20 protein-coding genes are annotated in these 19584 nt (G+C 64.6%); 11 read left to right on the forward strand and 9 right to left on the reverse strand.

Annotated elements, in window-relative coordinates; all coding sequences use genetic code 11:
- Positions 1-215: 215 nt before the first annotated feature.
- Both ACNFHO_RS03655 and ACNFHO_RS03660 read left to right on the forward strand, forming a co-directional pair.
- Positions 216-1049: a DUF692 domain-containing protein gene (locus ACNFHO_RS03655; protein ID WP_063545013.1), complete on the forward strand. Its 834-nt coding sequence runs from the start codon at positions 216-218 to the stop codon at positions 1047-1049.
- Entirely contained in the window at positions 1042-1746 is a 705-nt protein-coding gene (locus tag ACNFHO_RS03660; RefSeq protein WP_416765258.1) for a DNA-binding domain-containing protein, read from the forward strand. Before ACNFHO_RS03655 ends, ACNFHO_RS03660 begins: the two co-directional genes overlap by 8 nt.
- A gap of 124 nt (positions 1747-1870) precedes the next feature.
- On the opposite strand, the gene ACNFHO_RS03665 is transcribed toward ACNFHO_RS03660, so the two are convergent.
- From ACNFHO_RS03665 to ACNFHO_RS03680, 4 genes are all read right to left on the reverse strand, one after another.
- The gene (locus ACNFHO_RS03665; RefSeq protein ID WP_063545011.1) at positions 1871-2365 is read right to left on the reverse strand and encodes a DoxX family protein; all 495 of its coding nucleotides are present in this window, start codon (positions 2363-2365) and stop codon (positions 1871-1873) included.
- A 15-nt stretch (positions 2366-2380) separates the two neighbouring features.
- Positions 2381-3007, reverse strand: a complete 627-nt coding sequence (locus ACNFHO_RS03670; protein WP_416765260.1) for a ferric reductase-like transmembrane domain-containing protein — start codon at positions 3005-3007, stop codon at positions 2381-2383.
- 192 nt (positions 3008-3199) lie between these two features.
- The gene (locus tag ACNFHO_RS03675; protein ID WP_063545009.1) at positions 3200-4501 is read right to left on the reverse strand and encodes a sensor histidine kinase; all 1302 of its coding nucleotides are present in this window, start codon (positions 4499-4501) and stop codon (positions 3200-3202) included.
- Positions 4498-5238, reverse strand: coding sequence for a response regulator (locus ACNFHO_RS03680; RefSeq protein ID WP_054890710.1), 741 nt, complete (start codon positions 5236-5238; stop codon positions 4498-4500). Before ACNFHO_RS03680 ends, ACNFHO_RS03675 begins: the two co-directional genes overlap by 4 nt.
- Positions 5239-5455: 217 nt before the next feature.
- On the opposite strand from ACNFHO_RS03680, the gene ACNFHO_RS03685 reads away from it, so the two are divergent.
- Both ACNFHO_RS03685 and ACNFHO_RS03690 read left to right on the forward strand, forming a co-directional pair.
- Positions 5456-5731 (forward strand): DUF2790 domain-containing protein, encoded by a 276-nt coding sequence (locus ACNFHO_RS03685; protein ID WP_063545007.1) that lies wholly within the window; start codon positions 5456-5458, stop codon positions 5729-5731.
- Positions 5721-6290, forward strand: a complete 570-nt coding sequence (locus tag ACNFHO_RS03690) for a thioredoxin family protein (RefSeq protein WP_416765263.1) — start codon at positions 5721-5723, stop codon at positions 6288-6290. The genes ACNFHO_RS03685 and ACNFHO_RS03690 overlap by 11 nt, the downstream gene beginning before the upstream one ends.
- 30 nt (positions 6291-6320) lie before the next feature.
- On the opposite strand, the gene ACNFHO_RS03695 is transcribed toward ACNFHO_RS03690, so the two are convergent.
- Both ACNFHO_RS03695 and aroQ read right to left on the reverse strand, forming a co-directional pair.
- Positions 6321-7169 (reverse strand): shikimate dehydrogenase, encoded by an 849-nt coding sequence (locus tag ACNFHO_RS03695; RefSeq protein ID WP_416765264.1) that lies wholly within the window; start codon positions 7167-7169, stop codon positions 6321-6323.
- Positions 7166-7615: a type II 3-dehydroquinate dehydratase gene (aroQ, locus tag ACNFHO_RS03700; protein WP_063545004.1), complete on the reverse strand. Its 450-nt coding sequence runs from the start codon at positions 7613-7615 to the stop codon at positions 7166-7168. Before aroQ ends, ACNFHO_RS03695 begins: the two co-directional genes overlap by 4 nt.
- A gap of 216 nt (positions 7616-7831) precedes the next feature.
- On the opposite strand from aroQ, the gene ACNFHO_RS03705 reads away from it, so the two are divergent.
- Genes ACNFHO_RS03705 through ACNFHO_RS03715 form a run of 3 tightly spaced genes read left to right on the forward strand, consistent with a single transcriptional unit; the run spans position 7832 to position 13457 of the window.
- Complete coding sequence (locus ACNFHO_RS03705; protein WP_416765265.1) at positions 7832-9058, forward strand: TolC family protein; 1227 nt, start codon at positions 7832-7834, stop codon at positions 9056-9058.
- A 47-nt stretch (positions 9059-9105) separates the two neighbouring features.
- Positions 9106-10311 (forward strand): efflux RND transporter periplasmic adaptor subunit, encoded by a 1206-nt coding sequence (locus tag ACNFHO_RS03710; RefSeq protein WP_416765266.1) that lies wholly within the window; start codon positions 9106-9108, stop codon positions 10309-10311.
- 14 nt (positions 10312-10325) lie between these two features.
- Positions 10326-13457 (forward strand): efflux RND transporter permease subunit, encoded by a 3132-nt coding sequence (locus ACNFHO_RS03715; RefSeq protein WP_416765267.1) that lies wholly within the window; start codon positions 10326-10328, stop codon positions 13455-13457.
- A gap of 27 nt (positions 13458-13484) precedes the next feature.
- Here the strand turns inward: ACNFHO_RS03715 and ACNFHO_RS03720 are convergent, their stop codons facing one another.
- A complete protein-coding gene (locus tag ACNFHO_RS03720) occupies positions 13485-14807 on the reverse strand; it encodes an MFS transporter (RefSeq protein WP_063545000.1) in 1323 nt (440 codons plus the stop codon).
- A gap of 169 nt (positions 14808-14976) precedes the next feature.
- Positions 14977-15660 (reverse strand): FadR/GntR family transcriptional regulator, encoded by a 684-nt coding sequence (locus tag ACNFHO_RS03725; RefSeq protein WP_416765269.1) that lies wholly within the window; start codon positions 15658-15660, stop codon positions 14977-14979.
- Positions 15661-15938: 278 nt separating this feature from the next.
- On the opposite strand from ACNFHO_RS03725, the gene ACNFHO_RS03730 reads away from it, so the two are divergent.
- From ACNFHO_RS03730 to ACNFHO_RS03745, 4 genes are read left to right on the forward strand one after another with little or no spacing between them, the layout of a single operon-like run.
- Complete coding sequence (locus ACNFHO_RS03730; protein WP_063544998.1) at positions 15939-16721, forward strand: transporter substrate-binding domain-containing protein; 783 nt, start codon at positions 15939-15941, stop codon at positions 16719-16721.
- Between the two features lie 22 nt (positions 16722-16743).
- Entirely contained in the window at positions 16744-17409 is a 666-nt protein-coding gene (locus tag ACNFHO_RS03735; RefSeq protein WP_054890699.1) for an amino acid ABC transporter permease, read from the forward strand.
- Positions 17410-18057: an amino acid ABC transporter permease gene (locus ACNFHO_RS03740; RefSeq protein ID WP_054890698.1), complete on the forward strand. Its 648-nt coding sequence runs from the start codon at positions 17410-17412 to the stop codon at positions 18055-18057.
- Positions 18044-18778: an amino acid ABC transporter ATP-binding protein gene (locus ACNFHO_RS03745; protein ID WP_112898343.1), complete on the forward strand. Its 735-nt coding sequence runs from the start codon at positions 18044-18046 to the stop codon at positions 18776-18778. Before ACNFHO_RS03740 ends, ACNFHO_RS03745 begins: the two co-directional genes overlap by 14 nt.
- A gap of 22 nt (positions 18779-18800) precedes the next feature.
- Here the strand turns inward: ACNFHO_RS03745 and ACNFHO_RS03750 are convergent, their stop codons facing one another.
- Positions 18801-19577, reverse strand: coding sequence for a hypothetical protein (locus tag ACNFHO_RS03750; RefSeq protein WP_151924613.1), 777 nt, complete (start codon positions 19575-19577; stop codon positions 18801-18803).
- Between the last annotated feature and the right edge of the window lie 7 nt (positions 19578-19584).

Genomic DNA, 19584 nt, shown 5'->3' on the forward strand with positions numbered 1-19584 from the left:
ACCAAGGACACACCATTGCGGCGAAATGAGCTGACCTTTCGACCGATGTGGAGCCTTGCCATGACCGCTATCTGCAATCTTCTCCCGCCGTTCTGCCGTTTCATTCGACAAATCTGACCTCTCGCCGGTTAGCGCGCGGGGCAAGCCATCTTCCATCGTTCAACGGAAGGCGGCTTGCCCCGCAGTCGTTTCCGGCCCCTGCGGAGACTTCTCTCATGCATTCCCAACCCTTGCTCACCGGCCTTGGTTTGCGCCGCGGCCTGCTTGCCGAACTGCTGAAACTGGAGCCAGGCACCGTGGACTTTCTCGAATGCGCCCCGGAGAACTGGATCAATGTCGGCGGCGCCTTTGGCCATGGCCTGGCGCAGCTCGCCGAACGTTTCGCAATCGCTTGCCATGGCCTGTCACTGTCGCTGGGCGGCCCCGAGGCGCTGGACCTGAAGCTGCTCGATAGCACCCGCCGTTTCATGGACCGATACCAGGTGAAGCTGTACAGCGAACACCTGAGTTATTGCAGCGATGATGGCCATCTCTACGACCTGATGCCTATTCCTTTCACCGACGAAGCTGTCCGCCATGTCTCTGCGCGTATCCGCCAGGCCCAGGATTGTCTGGGCCGGCGTATCGCGGTGGAAAACATCAGCTACTACGCCGCGCCTTACCAGGCGATGAGCGAGTTGTCGTTCATCCGCGCGGTGCTCGAGGAAGCCGACTGTGACCTGCTGCTGGACGTCAACAACGTCTTCGTCAATGCCTGCAACCATCGATACGACGCATTGGCCTTTCTCGAAGGGCTGCCGCGCGAACGGGTGGTTGGCATGCATGTGGCGGGGCACTACGACGAGGCGCCGGACTTGAAGGTCGATACCCACGGCGCTGCGGTGAAGGAAGACGTTTGGACGCTGTTCTCGATCGCTTGCCAGCGTTTCGGCAATCAGCCGACAGTGCTGGAGCGCGATTTCAACTACCCGCCCATGGCCGAGCTGCTGGCCGAGACGGCACGCATCCGGGCGCTGCAGCAGGCTGCCGGAGGGTTGCGCCATGACTGAGCTGCGCGAGCAACAATTCACCCTGGCCCGTCACCTGCGCGACCCGCAGCGCCATCCGGCGCCACCCGGTATCGAGGCGCGGCGGTTGAAGGTCTACCGCGAGCTGTTCTACGGTGCCATCGAGGGCTTGCTGGCCGGCAGTTTCCCGGTGATGCGCAGGACCTTGGGCGATCAGGTCTGGCATGCCCGGGTGCGCGACTTCTACGCCAACTATCGCAGCCAGACCCCGTTGTTCACCGAGATTGCCGAGTGCTTCATCGACTATCTGCAAGGTGTCGAGCTGGATACCCCCTGGCAACTGGAACTGGCGCATTACGAGTGGATCGAGGCGTACCTGAGCCTCACTGATGCGCAGGACCCGGCACACGATCCAGACGGCGACCTGCTCGACGGGGAGCCGCTGCTGTCCTGTGTGGCCCAGGTGCTGGCTTACCAATGGCCGGTGGAGCAAATCGGCCCAGGCTACCAGCCTGAACAGGCGCCAGAGATGCCGTCCCTGCTGCTGGTACACCGCGATGCAGGATTCAAGGTGCACTTTTCCCGCCTGGCGCCACTGGCGTGGCAGCTGTTGAACGCCTCGGGCAGTGGGCGTGAGCGTTTGCTGGCGCTGGGGGGCGAGGCGTCGCTCGAGGGCGGGAGAGCAATGCTCGAAAGGTTGCGCGCCCAGGGTGTGATCATTGGAACCCGGGCGCCCTGACGGGGCGCCTCAACCGGTGCCCGTATCAATCGTGCGGGCCCATCCACGGGTGTTTCCACTTCGCGAACAACACAAAGCCCACACCTGGTAACAGGCGTGGGCTTTGTGTTCTGCAGACCCTTGGTCAGCCGTGCTGCCAGCGGCGAGTCAGCCAATAATCCAGGCTCAGACGACCCGATCCCTTGAGCATCAGGGGCAGCAACGCCACCAGGTAGATCAGCGGAAGCTTGAAGTTGCCGAAGCCGCGGTCGGTAATGGTATAGCCCTGGGCCAGCTCAGCCAGCGAGGACCAATGTGCCGGCCAGTGCACGGAGGCGATCGCGACGACCGTCACGACGGCCAACACCGCCGAGGCCAGGCGTGTACCGAAGCCCAGCAGCAGGAGCAATGGACAGATCAGTTCGGCCCACATCGACACTTGCCAGTTGAACTCAGCGGGCAGCATGTTGAACGGGAAGGGGAAGTTGGCCTGCAAGTCGACGAACCAGTTGTTGCCATTGAACTTTTCAAGGCCCGACTCGAAGAACTCCCAGGCCAGGAACAGCCGCAGGGGCAGGTCCGCGCTCCAGTTGCCGGTGTTGTCGATACGTGCAAGGGTGCGATTGATCAGTGTTGTCATGGTGCAGGTCTCGCTTCAGCAGGAAAGGGCGGGTTTGGCGCGGCGCAGGTGTTGAGCGCGCTTTGCGGTGAGCTTGAGGACGATGGCGGCGAACATCAGGGCGAATGCCAGCGGGTACCAGCCGCCCATCGGGATGCGCTTGTAGAACGACAGGCAGAAGACCCCGGCCAGCACCCAGGTGCCGGTGCTGTGCAGGCCTCGCCACAGGCGACCGCCTAGCAGGCGCATGGCGCCTTTGAACGAGGTCAGGGTCAGCAGCAGGATGAACAGGTAGCCGACACTGCCGGGAATGTTGGCCACTGCGGTGCGGCCGGCCCAGAACAGCTCCGGGAAGCGTTGCGCATAGAGGTAGATCAGCACGCCATGAACCGTGTGGGAGAAGGCGAAGGCCAACCCGAGGAAACGTCGCTCACGCAGCACCTGGCGGCTGAAGGCGCCAGGCAACAGGGTCACCAGCGAGGAGGCCAGAAACGTCAGCAGGAACAGCGCGAAGGAGCTTCGCGCGGTGGCGCGGATGGCGGTGCGCAGGGCATCGGCAGAGCCGACGGGGTGCATCCACAGAGCCAGCCCGGTCATCAGCAGGGTCAGGGCGGCAAGGGCAGCGAACAGCTTCCAGCCGGAGGGTATCGCGAGGTTTTTCATGAGCAGCTCCCAGGTCGTCGACGGCGAATGCCGTCGCGTTGTTGTGGCTGGGAGTGTGTTGGGAAGGGGTATCTGCAGTGTGTCGGCGAGGCGCGGATTGTGTATCGGCGTGTACCGTTAGGCGGGTGTGCTACAGAACCGTACAAGACCCGAGGGTAGGAGGGCAGACCCCTCCTATAGGCAGGGTTATTCCTACAGGTGCGAGGGCGGCAGTTCTATCTGGGCGCACAGCCCACCGCTTTCACGATTGCTCAGGCTCAGTCGCCCACCCATGGCCTGGGTCAGTTGATGGGCAATTGCCAGCCCTAGCCCGGTCCCACCGGTACTGCGATTGCGTGAACCTTCGACCCGATAGAAGGGTTTGAGCACCTCGCCCAACTCCTGCTCGGGAATCCCCGGACCTTCGTCGAGCACCCGGATCAGGGTGTCGCCGGTACTCCGGTGGCTGACTTCCAGGCGCGCAGAGCCGGCGAACTTCAAGGCGTTGTCCAGCAGGTTGACCAGGACTCGGCGCAGGGCATGGGGACGGGTGTGCAGCACCGTGTCGGTGTCGCCGCAGCGTACGACCTGCGCACCGCTGTCCTGGTAATCGAATACCAGGCTGTCGAGAAACGCGTCGAGATTGACCTTGCATGGCTGTTCGGTGCTGCTGTCCATGCTGCGGGCGTAGGCTACCCCCTCGCGCACCAGATGCTCCATGGCGCTCAGGTCGCTCCACAGTTTGTCCTTCTCCAGCCCGTCGTCCATCACTTCCACGCGCAGCTTCATACGTGTGATCGGTGTCTGCAGGTCATGGGAGATGGCGGCCAACAATTGCATGCGCTCCTTGAGATAAGCGGCGATGCGTGCCTGCAGGGCGTTGAAGGCGACGGCCGCGTACTTCACCTCGCGCGGGCCGCTCTCATCCAGCTGTGGCCCCGGCTTGTCGGGGTCGAGGTGGTCGACGGCCTGGGCCAGGCGCGTCAGCGGGCCGATCGCCAGGCGTACCGCAAGCCAGGTGCACAGCAGCAGGATCGCCAGCTGGAACAACAGCACCACCGGTAGCCAGGTGGCCAGTGGCACCGGCGCCGGGGTGACGTCGATGGTCAGTGGCGCGCCGTCGGCGAACTTGAGGTGCGCCTGGAAGTGCGGGTTCGGCCCAGGGATATCCTGGAAGGTCAGGTGATAGTCCTTGCCGATCGCCTTGACGATCGACTCTGCTGCCATGGGCGGGTCGGCGCTGGGCATGCTCTGGCCGACAAGGCCTTGGTCGAGGCGGTAGCGGTAGTTGTGACGCTCCAGGCGCGCAAGCCACCCAGCACGTTCGGCGGCGGGCAGGCGATCGAGGATGGCCACCGAGGTGGCGACGTCCATTTCCAGGTTGCTCAGCATCATCGAGCGGCTGCTGACATAGCGCTCGTAGAACTGAAGGCCGAACGAGGAGCCGTAGGCCAGCACCAGCCCCGTCAGGAAGATCAGTGCCAGGCGCGAAGCGAGGGTGCCCGGCCACTTCATGTCGGCGACTCGATCAGCGAGACCGGCAGCGAGAACACATAGCCCTCGCTGCGCACGGTCTTGATGCAGGTCGGTTCGCGCGCGTCGTCGCCCAGGCGCTGGCGCAACCGGCTGACCAGCAAGTCGATGGAACGGTCGAAGATGTCGGCTTCGCGGCCCTGGGTGAGGTTGAGCAGTTGCTCGCGGCTGAGCACCCGCTGCGGATGGTCGAGGAATACCCGCAAAAGGCGATACTCGGCGCCGCTCAAGGCCACGAGGGTGCCTTCGTCGTCGAGCAGGTGACGGGCGGTGGTGTCCAGGCGCCATTGGCCGAAAGCGATCAGCCGGCTGCTTTCGCTGATGGTGAGGTTGGGCGGCAGCATGCGCGTGCGGCGCAGCACTGCATTGATCCGCGCCAGCAGCTCGCGGGCGGAGAACGGTTTGGTCAGATAGTCGTCGGCGCCCATTTCCAGGCCGATGATGCGGTCGGTTTCGTCGTTGCGTGCAGTGAGCATCAAGACTGGCGTGTTGCGGTGCTTGCCAGCGCGCAATTCGCGGCACAGCAACAGGCCGTCGTCGCCGGGCATCATGATGTCGAGCACGACCAGGTCGACGGAGTTGCCCTCGAGAAAGCTGCGCATCTGCCGACCGTCAGCGACGATGCTCGTGCGCAGACCGTTCTTCTTCAGGTAGTTGCCGACCAGCTCGCGAATTTCGCGGTCGTCGTCGACGATCAGGATGTGATCGACGTGTTCCATCATGGTGGTCCTGTAATGAGTGCGGTGGGCACAGTGTAACGAGGCTCGGCTCGCTTGCCTGCGGGTGTTTGTATTGCAGTGTATCTGTCTGCGACACAGATACAGAACGAAGCAGCACGCGCGTTTCTCGACACACAGGCGATACCTGGCGGGCTTCAAATGGCTCTCGACCGGGGAGTGAACTGCTCTCCACCTAAAGCCCCGCAGGAGATACACCATGAACTTCAAGACCCTTGCCAGTGCCAGCCTGTTCGCCGTACTCAGCTTCGGCGCCATCGCCGCCCAGGCCAGCACCCAACCGATGCCCGACAGCCAGGCCATGCAGTACCGCTACGGTGATCACCTGGACGTCAAGCGCGTACTGTCGGTGAAGAACGATCGCAGCAACGCCTGTGGCGTGGTCAATACCCGCATGGATTACCTGGACTCGCAGGGTCAGGCACAGAGCGTCGAGTACCGTACCTATGCCACCGGTGGTTGCCATGACAACTGATCGCAGCCAGGCTGAGCCAGGCAGCCCCTGGCGACGCCGCTGGCTCAAGGTCGGCGGTGTGGTCCTGGCGCTCGCAGGCCTGGGCCTGGCCGGGCACCTGCTGGCGCGCGACGACCTGGGGCCGATGCCTTCGCTGGCAGGTGCCCAGGCGTGGATCAACTCGCCGCCGTTGGATGCGCCTGCGCTCAAGGGCAAGGTCGTGCTGGTGGACTTCTGGACCTGGGACTGCATCAACTGCAAGCGCAGCATGCCGTACGTCAACCAGTGGGCCAAGCGCTATGCCGACCAGGGGTTGGTGGTGGTGGGCGTGCATACGCCGGAGTACGACTACGAGCATGATGTGGGCAATCTCAGGCAGAAGGTACGCTCGCTCGACATCGGCTATCCGGTGGCGGTCGACAACGATTACCGGATCTGGAATGCCTGGGGCAACCAGTTCTGGCCGGCGCATTACTTCGTCGATCGCAAGGGGCAAGTGCGCCATGTGCATTTCGGTGAAGGGGACTACGCTGGCCAGGAACAGGTGATCCGCGACCTGCTGGCCGAGCCGTCGACGTAGGCGCCGGCCAGCGCCGCTGCAGCGGGCCACTCAGCGCAAACTGGCAAAGTGCGCCTGCATCCGTATCGGGTCGGCCTTGCGACCGCTGAACAGCTCGAATGCCTTGACTGCCTGGAACACAGCCATGGTGCCGCCGTCGAGTGTCTGGCAGCCCAGCGCCCGGGCGTGGCGCAACAGCTCGGTTTCGAGTGGGAAGTAGATGATCTCGGCCACCCACAAGCGGCTGTGCAGCAGTTCGACCGGCAACGGCGTACCCGGCAGCTTGGCCATGCCCACCGGCGTGGTATTGACCAGCCCGTCGGCGGTCGCCAAGGTGTGGGCCAGGTTTTCGCCCAACTGCGCGCGGCCGGCCCCGAAGCGTGCGCTGAGGTTGTCCACCAGCGCTTGCCCGCGTGCGCGGTCTACTTCGAACAGCACCAGGCTCTCGACTTCCTCGGCCAGCAACGCATGAGCCACCGCAGCCCCCGCGCCGCCAGCGCCCATTTGCACGACCTGGCGCCGAGCAACGCCGGGCAGGCCTCGGCGCAGGCCTTCGGCGAAACCCAGGCAGTCGGTGTTGTGGCCGATGCGCCTGCCGTCCTTGAACACCACGGTGTTCACGGCGCCGATGCCGCGCGCCTCGTCCGATAGCTCATCGAGCAGCGGCAGGATCGCCTGCTTGAACGGGAAGGTGATGTTCAACCCGGTAAAACCAGTGTGCTGCGCCGCGTCGAGCAAGCGGGGCAGGGCGCTGTCGTCCACACCCAGCTGGTCGGCATCGATCAGCCGGTACAGGTAGCGCAAGGCCTGGGCGTCGCCTTCGTGCTCGTGCAGCGCAGGTGTGCGCGAGGCCTGGATGCCGCGCCCGATCAGGCCGGCGAGGATGCTGTGCGGGGTCATGCTGCGACCTCCTGCAGCAGTTGCTGGAAGTGGGCAAGCGCTGCGCGGTAGCCCTGGCTGCCCAACCCGCAGATCACCCCCACGGCCACCGCCGATACGAACGAGAGATGCCGGAACGGCTCGCGCTTGTAGACGTTGGACAGGTGCACCTCGATCACCGGCAGTTCACAGGCGACCAGCGCGTCACGGATGGCAACCGAGGTGTGGGTCCAGGCGCCGGGATTGATCAGGATGCCGGCGCAGCGGCCACGGGCGCCATGTATCCAGTCGATCAGTTCACCTTCGTGGTTGGTCTGGCGAAACTCGGTTTCCAGGCCCAGCTCACGGGCGCTGGCAGCGCACAGATTGGCAAGGTCGGCGAGGGTTTCCCGGCCGTAGTGATCAGGTTCGCGGGTGCCCAGCAGGTTGAGGTTGGGGCCGTTGAGTACGAGGATTGGGCATGGCATGGCGCAGCATCGCTTTTATTGTTGGTTGCAACAAGTTTTGTACTATCCGGTTAGTTTTGTAAATCAGCTGGCGCCGCTCGGTATGAAAATCGGGGGCGATAATCGCCCACCGTTCCGGCTGGATTACAGAATCGTAATCTTCACGCCACCGCCACGATAACCGCCGCGTCCTAGAGTCCCTCGCCAGCAATCGCCAGCCGTCGAGGACCCCAGACCGTGCCGTTCAAACCCTCCCGCTTCCTCGCCCTGATTTGCCTGCTGTCGGCCAGTGCTGTCGCCCAGGCAGGACAGGGCCTGACCCTGAACCAGGCGCTCGATGCGGCGTTTGCCGATAATCCGGACCTGGCTGCCGTGCGCCAGGCGCTCGGCATTGCCGAAGGCGAACGGCGCCAGGCGGGTCTGATACCCAACCCGGAGCTTTCCTGGGAGCGTGAAGACACTCGCCGCGATACCAGCACCACCACGGTCATGCTCAGCCAGGCGCTCGAGTTGGGTGGCAAGCGTGGCGCGCGTGTCGAGGTGGCCAAGGCCGGGCAGGATATCGCCCGATTGGAGCTCGAGCGCCAGGGCAATGGCCTGCGTGCCGATGTGACCCAGGCTTTCCATGCTGCACTGCGGGCGCAGACTGCGGTGGAGCTGGCCGAGCAGTCCAAGGCCTTGACCGAACGGGGCCTGCGGGTGGTAAAGGCGCGGGTTGCGGCGGGCCAGTCATCGCCGGTCGAGGCCACTCGCGCCGACGTGCAGTTGGCCCAGGCTCTGGCGCAACTGCGCCGTGCCGAAGCGGATCGCACGGTGGCCTGGCAGGCGCTGTCGCGCTTGATTGGCAGCGCCGATGTGGCGTTCACGCAGCTTGATGGCAACGGCTTGTTGCCTGGCCCGGCGCCACAGGCCGAGGTCTTGCTGGGCAAGGTCGAGCAGACCGTCGAGTGGCGCCTTGCGGCCGCGCAGATCGAGCGTGGAGACGCCGCGCTGGGTTCGGAAAAGGCCCAGCGGATCCCCAACCTCACGGTCAGCCTGGGCAGCCAGTACAGCCGCGAGGACCGTGAACGGGTCAACGTGGTCGGGCTGTCCATGCCGCTGCCGCTGTTCGACCGAAACCAGGGCAACGTGCTGGCGGCCTCGCGTCGCGCCGACCAGGCCCGCGACCTGCGCAACGCAGTGGAACTGCGCCTGCGCAGCGATACCCGCAGCGCACTGAGCCAGTGGGCCATGGCCATGGCCGAGGTCAACGCCTACGACCGCACCATCCTGCCCTCGGCACGCCAGGCGGTAGATACCGCTACGCGTGGCTTCGAGCGCGGCAAGTTCGCTTTCCTCGACGTTCTGGACGCCCAGCGCACGCTGATCGAGGCCCGCGGGCAGTACCTCGACGCCCTGGCGTCGGCAAGCGATGCCCGGGCACAGGTCGAGCGGATCTATGGCCAGCTGGATGCCGGGCGCTGAGGCGCGAATCGAGCGTTCTACCTTCTTCATTTGCAGCAGGAGCCCCCATGAACACCACCCGCAAGTTCGCCATCCTTGCCACTCTGGTCGCCGTGATCGGCGTCGGTGGGCTGGCCTGGACCGGCAATCTCGCACCCGCAAAGACCAGCGAATCAAACCATGACGAGCATGGCGATGACGGCCACGACCACGGCAGCGCGCCTGCTGCGTCCGGCGAGGAAGGTCACGATGAAGAGGGCGAGCTGCATCTTTCTGCAGCGCAGATCGAGGCGGCCGGGATCCAGTTGGTGACCGCCGGCCCGCGTGCCCTGGGTACGGCGATCAGTTTTCCTGGCGAGATTCGTTTCGATGAGGACCGTACCGCCCACGTGGTGCCGCGTGTTCCGGGTGTGGTCGAGTCGGTGCAGGCCGACCTCGGCCAGCCGGTCAAACGTGGCCAGGTGCTGGCGGTGATCGCCAGCCAACAGATCTCCGAGCTGCGCAGCGAGCAGCAGGCGGCGCAGCGGCGGGTCGAGCTGGCGCGGCTGACCTTCGAGCGTGAAAAGCAGCTATGGCAGGAGCGCATCAGCGCCGAGCAGGATTACCTGCAGGCTCGCCAGGTTTTGCAGGAAGCTGAGATCGCCTTGGCCAATGCCGGGCAGAAGGTTGCGGCCGTGGCCCCGGCGGGGGTGGGTAATCGCTACGAGCTGCGTGCACCGTTCGATGCGGTGGTGGTGGAAAAACACCTGACCGTCGGCGAAGTGGTGAGTGAGGCCAGCAATGCCTTCACCTTGTCCGATTTGAACCGAGTCTGGGCCACGTTCGCCGTGACCCCGCGCGATCTGGACAAGGTCACCAGCGGCCGCGCCGTGACCGTGAGTTCGCCGGACCTCGATGCGCAAGTCGAGGGCACCATCAACTATGTCGGCAACCTGCTCGGCGAGCAGAACCGCGCCGCCACTGCCCGCGCCACGCTGACCAATCCCAAGGGGGCGTGGCGCCCCGGGTTGTTCGTCAATATCGCGGTGACCGTCGAGCAAGCAGAGGCGGCAGTGGTGGTCCCACAGATGGCCCTGCAGACCCTCGAAGAGCGCAGCGTGGTGTTCGCTCGCACCCCTGATGGCTTCCAGGCGTTGCCAGTCAAGACTAGCCGCCGCGATGGCGGCTTCGTCGAAATCTCCGAAGGCCTGGCCCGCGGCACCCAGGTAGCGGCGGCAGGTAGCTTTGTCCTCAAGTCCGAGCTGGGCAAGGGCTCGGCCGAGCACAGTCACTGATCCGGGAAACCCTCATGTTCGAACGCCTGATTCAATTTGCCATCGAGCAACGCCTGGTGGTGATGCTCGCCGTGGTGCTGATGGCTGCGGTGGGCATCCACAGCTACCAGAAGCTGCCGATCGACGCGGTGCCCGATATCACCAACGTGCAGGTGCAGATCAATGCCGCTGCACCAGGCTATTCGCCGCTGGAAACCGAGCAGCGCATCACCTACGCCATCGAAACGGCCATGGCCGGCCTGCCCGGGCTCAAGCAGACCCGTTCGCTGTCGCGTTCGGGTTTGTCGCAGGTGACCGTGATCTTCGATGACGCCACCGATATCTTCTTCGCCCGGCAACTGGTCAACGAGCGCCTGCAAGTCGCCCGCGAGCAGTTGCCCGAGGGCATCGAAGCGGGCATGGGGCCCATCTCGACGGGCCTGGGGGAGATCTTCCTGTGGACGGTCGAGGCTCGGGACGGTGCACTCAAGGAGGACGGTACGCCCTATACCGCCACCGACCTGCGGGTGATCCAGGACTGGATCATCAAGCCCCAACTGCGCAATGTGCCGGGTGTGGCCGAGGTCAACAGCATCGGTGGACACGCCAAGCAGTATCTGATTGCACCGGATCCCAAGCGCCTGGCGGCCTACAAGCTCACGCTCGATGACCTGATCGCGGCGTTGCAGGGTAACAATGCCAACGTCGGCGCGGGTGCCATCGAACGCAACGGCGAGCAGTTGCTGGTGCGGGCGCCGGGGCAGGTGGCGTCGATCGAGGACATTGCCAACATCGTCATCTCCAGTGCCGATGGCGCGCCGATTCGTGTCAGCCATGTGGCCCAGGTCGGCCTGGGCGAAGAGCTGCGCTCCGGAGCTGCGACCGAAAATGGTCGCGAGGTGGTGTTGGGCACGGTGTTCATGCTGATTGGCGAGAACAGTCGCACGGTGTCCCAGGCCGTCGCGGCGAAGCTTGCAGAGATCAACCGCAGCCTGCCCGAGGGCGTGGTGGCGGTCACGGTGTACGACCGTACCAACCTGGTGGAAAAAGCCATCGCCACGGTGAAGAAGAACCTGGTCGAAGGCGCCATCCTGGTGGTCGCCGTGCTGTTCCTGTTCCTGGGCAACATCCGTGCAGCGTTGATCACGGCCATGGTCATTCCGCTGTCGATGCTGTTCACCTTCACCGGTATGTTCGCCAACAAGGTCAGCGCCAACCTGATGAGCCTGGGGGCGCTGGACTTCGGCATCATCGTCGACGGTGCGGTGGTGATCGTCGAGAACGCCATCCGTCGACTGGCCCATGCCCAGCACAAGCACGGGCGCATGCTGACCCGTGCCGAGCGGTTCCATGAAGTGTTCGCGGCTGCCCGTGAGGCACGCCGGCCCCTGATCTACGGGCAGTTGATCATCATGGTGGTGTATCTGCCGATCTTTGCCCTGACCGGTGTCGAAGGCAAGATGTTCCACCCCATGGCGTTCACCGTGGTCATGGCCTTGCTGGGGGCGATGATTCTTTCGGTGACCTTCGTGCCGGCGGCGATTGCGCTGTTCGTCACAGGCAAGGTCAAGGAGGAAGAGGGTGTGCTGATGCGCACGGCTCGCCAGCGTTACGCCCCGGTGCTCGCCTGGGTACTGCGTCGACGCGAGCTGGCCTTCGCTGCTGCCGCAAGCCTGGTACTGCTGTCGGGTGTATTGGCCAGTCGCATGGGCAGTGAGTTCATTCCCAGCCTCAGCGAGGGCGACTTCGCTCTGCAATCGCTGCGCGTGCCGGGCACCAGCCTGAGCCAATCGGTGGACATGCAGCAACGCCTGGAACGGGCGATCATCGCCCAGGTACCCGAAGTCGAGCGGGTGTTCGCCCGCACCGGGACCGCCGAGATCGCCTCGGACCCGATGCCGCCGAACATCTCCGATGCCTACGTGATGCTCAAACCGCGTGAGCAGTGGCGCGATCCAGGCAAACCGCGCGAAGCGCTGATTGCCGAGGTGCAGCAGGCTGCCGCCAGTGTGCCGGGCAGCAACCATGAACTGTCGCAACCCATCCAGCTGCGCTTCAACGAGCTGATTTCCGGGGTGCGCAGCGATGTGGCGGTGAAGGTCTTCGGCGACGACATGGACGTGCTCAACGCCACGGCGGCGAAAATTGCCACCACCTTGCAGCAGGTGCCGGGGGCATCGGAGGTGAAGGTCGAGCAGACCACCGGGCTGCCGGTACTGACCATCGATATCGACCGCGACAAGGCGGCACGCCACGGTCTGAACGTTGCCCAGGTGCAGGATGCGGTGGCCATCGCTGTCGGCGGGCGCAAGGCGGGGACGCTGTATGAAGGTGACCGGCGCTTCGACATGGTGGTGCGCCTGTCCGAGGCCCTGCGCACAGACGTCGACGGCCTGGCGAACCTGCTGATACCGGTGCCGGCCAGTGCTGGCGCCACTCAGATCGGCTTTATCCCGTTGTCGCAGTTGGCAAGCCTCAACCTGCAATTGGGGCCGAACCAGGTCAGCCGCGAGGATGGCAAGCGCGTGGTGGTGGTCAGTGCCAACGTGCGTGGCCGTGACCTGGGTTCGTTCGTCGAACAGGCCGAGCAGACCCTGATCGACCAGGTGCAGGTTCCGCCTGGGTACTGGACACGCTGGGGTGGGCAGTTCGAGCAGTTGCAGTCGGCTGCCGAGCGGCTGCGGGTGGTGGTGCCGGTTTCACTGCTGCTGGTGATGGCGTTGCTGCTGATGATGTTCAACAACCTGCGTGACGGCTTGCTGGTGTTCACAGGCATTCCCTTTGCCCTGACCGGAGGGGTGCTGGCCCTGTGGCTGCGGGATATTCCATTGTCGATTTCGGCAGGGGTCGGGTTCATCGCGCTGTCGGGGGTGGCGGTGCTCAACGGCCTGGTGATGATCGCCTTCATTCGCAGCCTGCGAGAAGAGGGGCGATCGCTGCGGGTGGCGGTCGAGGAGGGCGCGTTGACCCGTCTGCGGCCGGTACTGATGACCGCGCTGGTGGCGTCGCTGGGGTTCATCCCGATGGCGCTGGCCACCGGCACGGGCGCCGAGGTGCAGCGGCCGCTGGCGACAGTGGTGATTGGTGGGATCCTGTCGTCGACGGCCTTGACCTTGCTGGTGTTGCCCGCACTCTATCGCTGGGCGTACCGGCGGGAGGAAGATTGAGAGGGCTACCAGCCGGCTCGGGTGATGTCAGACCGAGGCTGGCTGGCTCCCCAGCGATTCCTCATGCAGGGAGATGCGTGAAGTCTCCGGTAGCGCCAGCCCGCCAACCAGCGCCACCAGGGCGATAACCACCAGGTAGAAGGCCGGCGCCAGGCTGCTGCCGGTCTGGCCGATAAGCCAGGTCGCCACCAGCGGCGCGGTGCCGCCGAAAAGTGTATAGGCGACGTTGTAGGTGATGGCCGAGGCGGTGTAGCGGGTGCGGGTCGGGAAGCTCTCCGACAACAAGGCCGCGGTGACCACCCCGCTCGACAAAGCGCCTACCGCCAGCAGGATCACCCCCAGCAACGCGCCCGCCATCGAGCCGGAGCTTGCCAGCCAGTAAGCCGGGAACACGCAGACCATCACCCAGAGGCATGTGAAGCCAATGGTCCGGCGGCGTCCGATCCAGTCGGAAAAGGCACCTGCCAGCGGGCAGCCAGCCGCTGCGAACAGCAGCGCCACGGTGGTGACCAGTAGCGACTGGGCGCGGCTGAGGTTGCCGACCAGTTGCAGGTAGGTGGCGAAGTAGGTGGTGAACATGTAGAACGACAACGCCGTCAGTGAGATGAAGGCGCCCAGGTTGCGGATCGCCCGGCCATGGTGGCGCAGCGTTTCCTTGAGTGGCGAATGTTCGTGCTCGCGGCCCTCGGCGATGGCTTCGCGGAAGGCCGGTGTTTCCTCCATGCGCCAGCGCAGGTAGAGCCCGACCAGACCCAGCGGCGCGGCGATCAGGAAGGGCACGCGCCAGCCCCAGGTGTTCATGGCGTCCGGCGTCAGGCTGGCTTCAAGGGCATAGGCAATGACCGCCGCGCAGGCGAATGCCGAGAAGGTCGAGACCGGCACGAAGCTACCGTAGAACGCACGTTTTTCCCGAGGCGCATGCTCCATCAGGTAAGCGCAGGCCCCGGCGTATTCGCCACCGGCGGAAAAACCTTGCAGGCAGCGCGCCAGGGTCAGCAGTACGGGCGCGGCGATGCCGATGCTGGCGTAGGTCGGCAGCAGCCCGATGAGCGTGGTGGAGCCCGCCATGAGCAGGATGGTAAGCGACAGGATGCGCTTGCGTCCCAGGCGATCGCCCAATGCGCCGAACACGATGCCGCCCAGCGGACGCAGGGCGAAGGCCACGGCGAAGACGGCAAAGGTCTTGAGCAGGGCGACACTGGCGTCCTGGCTGGCGAAGAACTGGCTCGCGATCAGCGTGGCGAGAAAACCGTATACCGCGAAATCGAACCACTCGACGAAGTTGCCGATGGCCGAGGCGGCAATCACCCGACGCAGGGTGGCGGGGGATACTTCATGGGATACAGACATGCGAATGCTCTCCGGTTGTCATAGGCAGCCTGGCGGGGGTGGACACGGTCGAGCCGTGTCGTCTCATTGTCAGGGCCAGTAGAGCGGAGGGCGGGGGTCGGTGCATCCTTGAGGGCGACACCGGGATATCTGTTTCAACCGGTAATCCGTCGCGCACGGCAGTCCTCGCTCAGACGGCGAATACCACCCCGGTACGCGAGGCAGCGTTGCGGATATGCTCCTGCATCGCTCGCTGCGCCCCGGCTTGCGACCTGCGCTCGAGGGCCTTGAGGATCTTGCGATGTTCCTGCCAGGTCTCCATGGCCCGCTCAGGGCGAATGAACGGCAGCTTCTGGCTCTCCAGGAAAATTTCCTGGCTGGTGGTGATCACCTGCAGCATCGCCTGGTTGCCACAGGCCTGCAGCAGCAACTGATGGAACTCGAAATCGAGCCGCGCCGCCTGCTCGAAGCGCCCGTTGCGCAGCTCCTGGCGCATGGCCTCGACGTTGGCCTGGAGCCTGTCGATGTGATCGGCGGTCAGTGCCAGCGCAGCCTGCCCGGCGGCGAAACCCTCCAGCGCATAGCGCAGTTGGAAGGTATCAGCCGCCGACACCTGTTCGGCATAGGGCCAGGAAAATCCGCTGGGTGTCGGGCTCAGCACGAAGACGCCTTTGCCCGGCTGCACGCTCACCAGCCCCAGTGCACTGAGCGACGACAGCGCCTCGCGCAGTGAGGCGCGGCTGACACCAAGCCGTTCGGCCAGGTCGCGTTGCGAGGGCAGGGCATCACCCGGCTGGTAACCGCCTTCATCGATAAGCTTGCGGATGGCCTGCAGTGCCAGTTCCGGGACGGCGCGGGGGAGGGTGTCGAGCATGCTGTTCAGACCAGTCAGAGGGCTATGACGCTGACGTTTTACGGTGAACGGACCGTGCTGGCAAGCGTTGCGCCAACCTGGCGCAGCCCCTCAAGGCCCTGCACGAAAGCGGGGCGCATTGCGGTGCAGAGGATGACCATGCGCTGCAACTGTTCAGACCAGTAAGACCTTGCAGTCACGGGCCTGGCAGCGTTTCGCAAAGGGGTGGGGCGCAGACTGGCATGCCCCCTGCAATGGCCAGGTCAGTCCCATCACCCGAGTTCCTGCGAGGCCTACCCATGACGTTCCGCTCCCTGCTCCTGGCAACCCTGTTCTGTGGCACCTCCTTGGCCCTGCCGTTGGCTCAGGCCGACGCGCTGGCCGATATCAGTGCCCGTGGCGTGCTCAAGGTGGCCGTGCCCCAGGACTTCCCCCCGTTCGGTTCGGTCGGCCCGGACATGAAGCCCCGTGGCCTGGATATCGATACCGCGCAACTGCTGGCCGACAAGCTCGGTGTGAAGCTGGCCCTGACCCCGGTCAACAGCACCAACCGCATCCCGTTCCTGACCACGGGCAAGGTCGACCTGGTGATCTCGAGCCTGGGCAAGAACCCTGAGCGTGAGGCCGTGATCGACTTCTCGCAGCCCTACGCGCCGTTCTACCTGGCCGTGTTCGGTCCGGCCGAAACGAAGATCGATGACATCGGCGCGGTCGCCGGCAAGACCATCAGCGTCACCCGCGGTTCGATCGAAGACATGGCCCTGACCGCCGTGGCACCCAAGGATGCGGTGATCAAGCGCTTCGAAGACAACAACTCGACCATCGCCGCCTACCTTTCCGGGCAGGTCCAGCTGATTGCCAGCGGCAGCGTGGTGATGTCGGCCATCGCCGAGAAGAACCCGGCCAAGGTGCCGGTGGTGAAGGTCAAGCTGAAGGACTCGCCGGTCTACGTAGGGGTGGCCAAGAACGAGGCGGCGCTGCTGGAGAAGGTCAATAGCAGCCTGGCCGCGGCGAAGGCCGACGGTAGCCTGAACCGCAATGCCGAGAAATGGCTCAAGCAACCTCTCCCTGCCGATCTTTGAGCGGCAGCGGATACCTCTAGCCATGGCTTATCAATTCGACTTCGCCCCCGTGCTCGCCCAGGGTGACCTGCTGCTCAAGGGGGCCTTGTTCACCCTGCAGCTGACCGCCATCGGCACCGTGCTCGGCCTTGCCATCGGCGTGATCGGTGCCGGTGTGCGGGCCTGGCGCCTGCGCCCGTTCGACCTGCTGTTCGGCCTGTATGTGGAACTGATCCGCAACACGCCGTTCATTGTGCAGCTGTTCTTCATCTTCTTCGGCCTGCCCGCATTGGGCGTGCGGCTGAGCGAATGGGAGGCGGCAGTGCTGGCGATGGTGATCAACCTGGGGGCCTATTCCACCGAGATCATTCGCGCCGGCATTCAGGCGATTCCCCGGGGGCAACTGGAAGCCGCAGCGGCCCTGGCCATGAGCCGGTTCGAGGCGTTCCGCCACGTGGTCCTGCGGCCTGCGCTGGCCAAGGTCTGGCCGGCACTGACCAGCCAGATCGTGATCGTCATGCTCGGCTCCGCAGTATGCTCGCAGATTGCCACCGAGGAACTGTCGTTCGCCGCCAACTTCATCCAGTCGCGCAACTTCCGTGCGTTCGAGACCTACCTGCTGACCACCGTCCTGTACCTGCTGATGGCCATCCTCGTGCGCCAGTTGCTGAGCTGGATCGGGCAGCGCCTGCTGATGGGGAAACGCTGAATGGACTTCACCTTCTGGGACATCCTGCGCAACTTGCTGACGGGCCTTCAATGGACACTGGCCTTGTCGCTGGTGGCATTCGCCTGTGGCGGCCTGGCCGGGTTGCTGGTACTGATCGGGCGCATTTCCGAGCGGGCACTGCCAAGGCGCCTGGCCCGTGGCTACATCGAGCTGTTTCAGGGCACACCGCTATTGATGCAGTTGTTCATGGTGTTCTTTGGCATTGCGCTGTTCGGCATCGACGTCTCGGCATGGATGGCGGCGGCGATCTCCCTGACCTTGTTCACCAGTGCGTTTCTCGCCGAGATCTGGCGGGGGTGCGTGGAGTCGATTCCACGTGGCCAGTGGGAGGCCTCCGGCAGCCTGGCGCTCAGCCGTATGGAGCAGTTGCGCCACGTCATCCTGCCCCAGGCACTGCGCATCGCCATCGCGCCGACCGTGGGCTTTTCGGTGCAGGTGGTCAAGGGCACGGCGGTGACCTCGATCATCGGCTTCACCGAACTGACCAAGACTGGCGGCATGATCGCCAACGCCACCTTCGAACCCTTCATGGTCTATGGCCTGGTCGCGCTGGGCTATTTCATCCTCTGTTATCCGCTCTCGCTGAGCGCCCGTTATCTGGAAAGGAGGCTGCATGCCCCTGCTTAGAGTATCCGCGCTGCACAAGTACTACGGCGACAATCACGTTCTCAAGGGCGTCGACCTGAGCATCGAAGAGGGCGAAGTGGTCGCGATCATCGGCCGCAGTGGCTCGGGCAAGAGTACCTTCCTGCGCACGCTGAACGGCCTTGAGTCGATCAGCGACGGGGTGATCGAGGTGGACGGTGAATACCTCGACGCCAGCCGTGCCGACTTGCGCGCCTTGCGGCAGAAGGTCGGGATGGTGTTCCAGCAGTTCAATCTGTTCCCGCACCTGACCGTGGGCGAGAACGTGATGCTGGCGCCGCAAGTGGTGAAGAACACCGGCAAGGCGCAGGCGCGTGAGTTGGCCGAGCGCATGCTGGCCAGGGTGGGGCTGGCGGAGAAGTTCGACGCCTACCCGGATCGCCTCTCGGGCGGGCAGCAGCAGCGGGTGGCGATCGCCCGCGCGCTGGCGATGTCGCCCAAGGTCTTGCTGTGCGACGAGATCACCTCGGCGCTGGATCCGGAGCTGGTCAACGAGGTGCTGGGTGTGGTGCGGCAACTGGCCAGCGAAGGCATGACCCTGATCATGGTCACCCACGAGATGCGCTTCGCCCGTGAGGTGGGCGACAAGCTAGTGTTCATGCATCAGGGCAAGGTGCATGAGGTGGGCGATCCCGGCGAGCTGTTCGCCGCTCCGCGTACCGCGGAGCTGGCGAACTTCATTGGCATGACGGTACCGACCTGAAGGCCTCGGGACCAGACACAGCCTAATCACGGCCGACTTTCCAGGGCGCGTACTCGAGCAGCCCGTTACCGGCGAAATTGCCATGCGCGTCTGGCGCGAACCCTGGCATCTGCCCCAGGTCGAGGTTCAGGCACTGCCGGTTGAGCCGGGCCTGGAGGGCTCCGTCCATGCGAAACGCGTCCTTGCGCACCGGGTGCGGAGCAAGCTCAACCAGGCAGCCTGTTACCCGGCCTGCGGCATCTGCCTGGTAGCGGATCAGGGCCAGGCCTACGCTGTCGACTGGTTCATCGCGCATCAGCGTCCGCCACAGAAACTGATTATCGGCATGCTGCTGGCGTCGTTGCTGCTCACGCTCCGACACATAGGGCGGCCTGAGCAGGACCAACGGCGCGACCAGTTGCACCTCTCCCTTGTCACCCTGCATCCCGGCGGGCACTTTGGGGTAGACAGTTTTCCAGCACTGGCTCTGGACGGTACTGGCCAAGAGTTTGCGGTCGGTGGCGGTCATGTCTTGAGGGAACTGCACGGCCAGGCTCGCCTTGGCACGATGGGTACTGCAGGCGATCGGGCGGCTGTCGCGATCCAGGGTGACTTCCAGGTTGAGCACTCCAGCCATCTGGCCGCCGGTGGCAGCCAGCATGTCGTGGTGCAGCATGCCCATGGTCTGCTCGATGAAGGCCTGGCGAGCCTTGGGGTCGACAGGTGGCGCAGCGTCGGCCTTGGGCCCGCTCTGGCAGCCACCGAGCAGCAGGATAGTGGCAAGGCCGAGCAATGCAAGGGACAAGCGTGGATCTGGCACGAACACA

Origin of the sequence: Pseudomonas sp. NY15374 (assembly GCF_048068255.1) — a bacterium.
Classification (GTDB): Bacteria; Pseudomonadota; Gammaproteobacteria; order Pseudomonadales; family Pseudomonadaceae; genus Aquipseudomonas; species Aquipseudomonas machongensis.

Coding starts and splice junctions, on each gene's coding strand:
- ACNFHO_RS03740 (WP_054890698.1), top strand. CDS start 17,410: ATGGACTTCACCTTCTGGGACATCCTGCGCAACTTGCTGACGGGCCTT.
- ACNFHO_RS03680 (WP_054890710.1), bottom strand. CDS start 5,238: ATGGAACACGTCGATCACATCCTGATCGTCGACGACGACCGCGAAATT.
- ACNFHO_RS03745 (WP_112898343.1), top strand. CDS start 18,044: ATGCCCCTGCTTAGAGTATCCGCGCTGCACAAGTACTACGGCGACAAT.
- aroQ (WP_063545004.1), bottom strand. CDS start 7,615: ATGCCATGCCCAATCCTCGTACTCAACGGCCCCAACCTCAACCTGCTG.
- ACNFHO_RS03670 (WP_416765260.1), bottom strand. CDS start 3,007: ATGAAAAACCTCGCGATACCCTCCGGCTGGAAGCTGTTCGCTGCCCTT.
- ACNFHO_RS03725 (WP_416765269.1), bottom strand. CDS start 15,660: ATGCTCGACACCCTCCCCCGCGCCGTCCCGGAACTGGCACTGCAGGCC.
- ACNFHO_RS03715 (WP_416765267.1), top strand. CDS start 10,326: ATGTTCGAACGCCTGATTCAATTTGCCATCGAGCAACGCCTGGTGGTG.
- ACNFHO_RS03675 (WP_063545009.1), bottom strand. CDS start 4,501: ATGAAGTGGCCGGGCACCCTCGCTTCGCGCCTGGCACTGATCTTCCTG.
- ACNFHO_RS03665 (WP_063545011.1), bottom strand. CDS start 2,365: ATGACAACACTGATCAATCGCACCCTTGCACGTATCGACAACACCGGC.
- ACNFHO_RS03735 (WP_054890699.1), top strand. CDS start 16,744: ATGGCTTATCAATTCGACTTCGCCCCCGTGCTCGCCCAGGGTGACCTG.
- ACNFHO_RS03695 (WP_416765264.1), bottom strand. CDS start 7,169: ATGACCCCGCACAGCATCCTCGCCGGCCTGATCGGGCGCGGCATCCAG.
- ACNFHO_RS03710 (WP_416765266.1), top strand. CDS start 9,106: ATGAACACCACCCGCAAGTTCGCCATCCTTGCCACTCTGGTCGCCGTG.
- ACNFHO_RS03690 (WP_416765263.1), top strand. CDS start 5,721: ATGACAACTGATCGCAGCCAGGCTGAGCCAGGCAGCCCCTGGCGACGC.
- ACNFHO_RS03720 (WP_063545000.1), bottom strand. CDS start 14,807: ATGTCTGTATCCCATGAAGTATCCCCCGCCACCCTGCGTCGGGTGATT.
- ACNFHO_RS03660 (WP_416765258.1), top strand. CDS start 1,042: ATGACTGAGCTGCGCGAGCAACAATTCACCCTGGCCCGTCACCTGCGC.
- ACNFHO_RS03685 (WP_063545007.1), top strand. CDS start 5,456: ATGAACTTCAAGACCCTTGCCAGTGCCAGCCTGTTCGCCGTACTCAGC.
- ACNFHO_RS03730 (WP_063544998.1), top strand. CDS start 15,939: ATGACGTTCCGCTCCCTGCTCCTGGCAACCCTGTTCTGTGGCACCTCC.
- ACNFHO_RS03655 (WP_063545013.1), top strand. CDS start 216: ATGCATTCCCAACCCTTGCTCACCGGCCTTGGTTTGCGCCGCGGCCTG.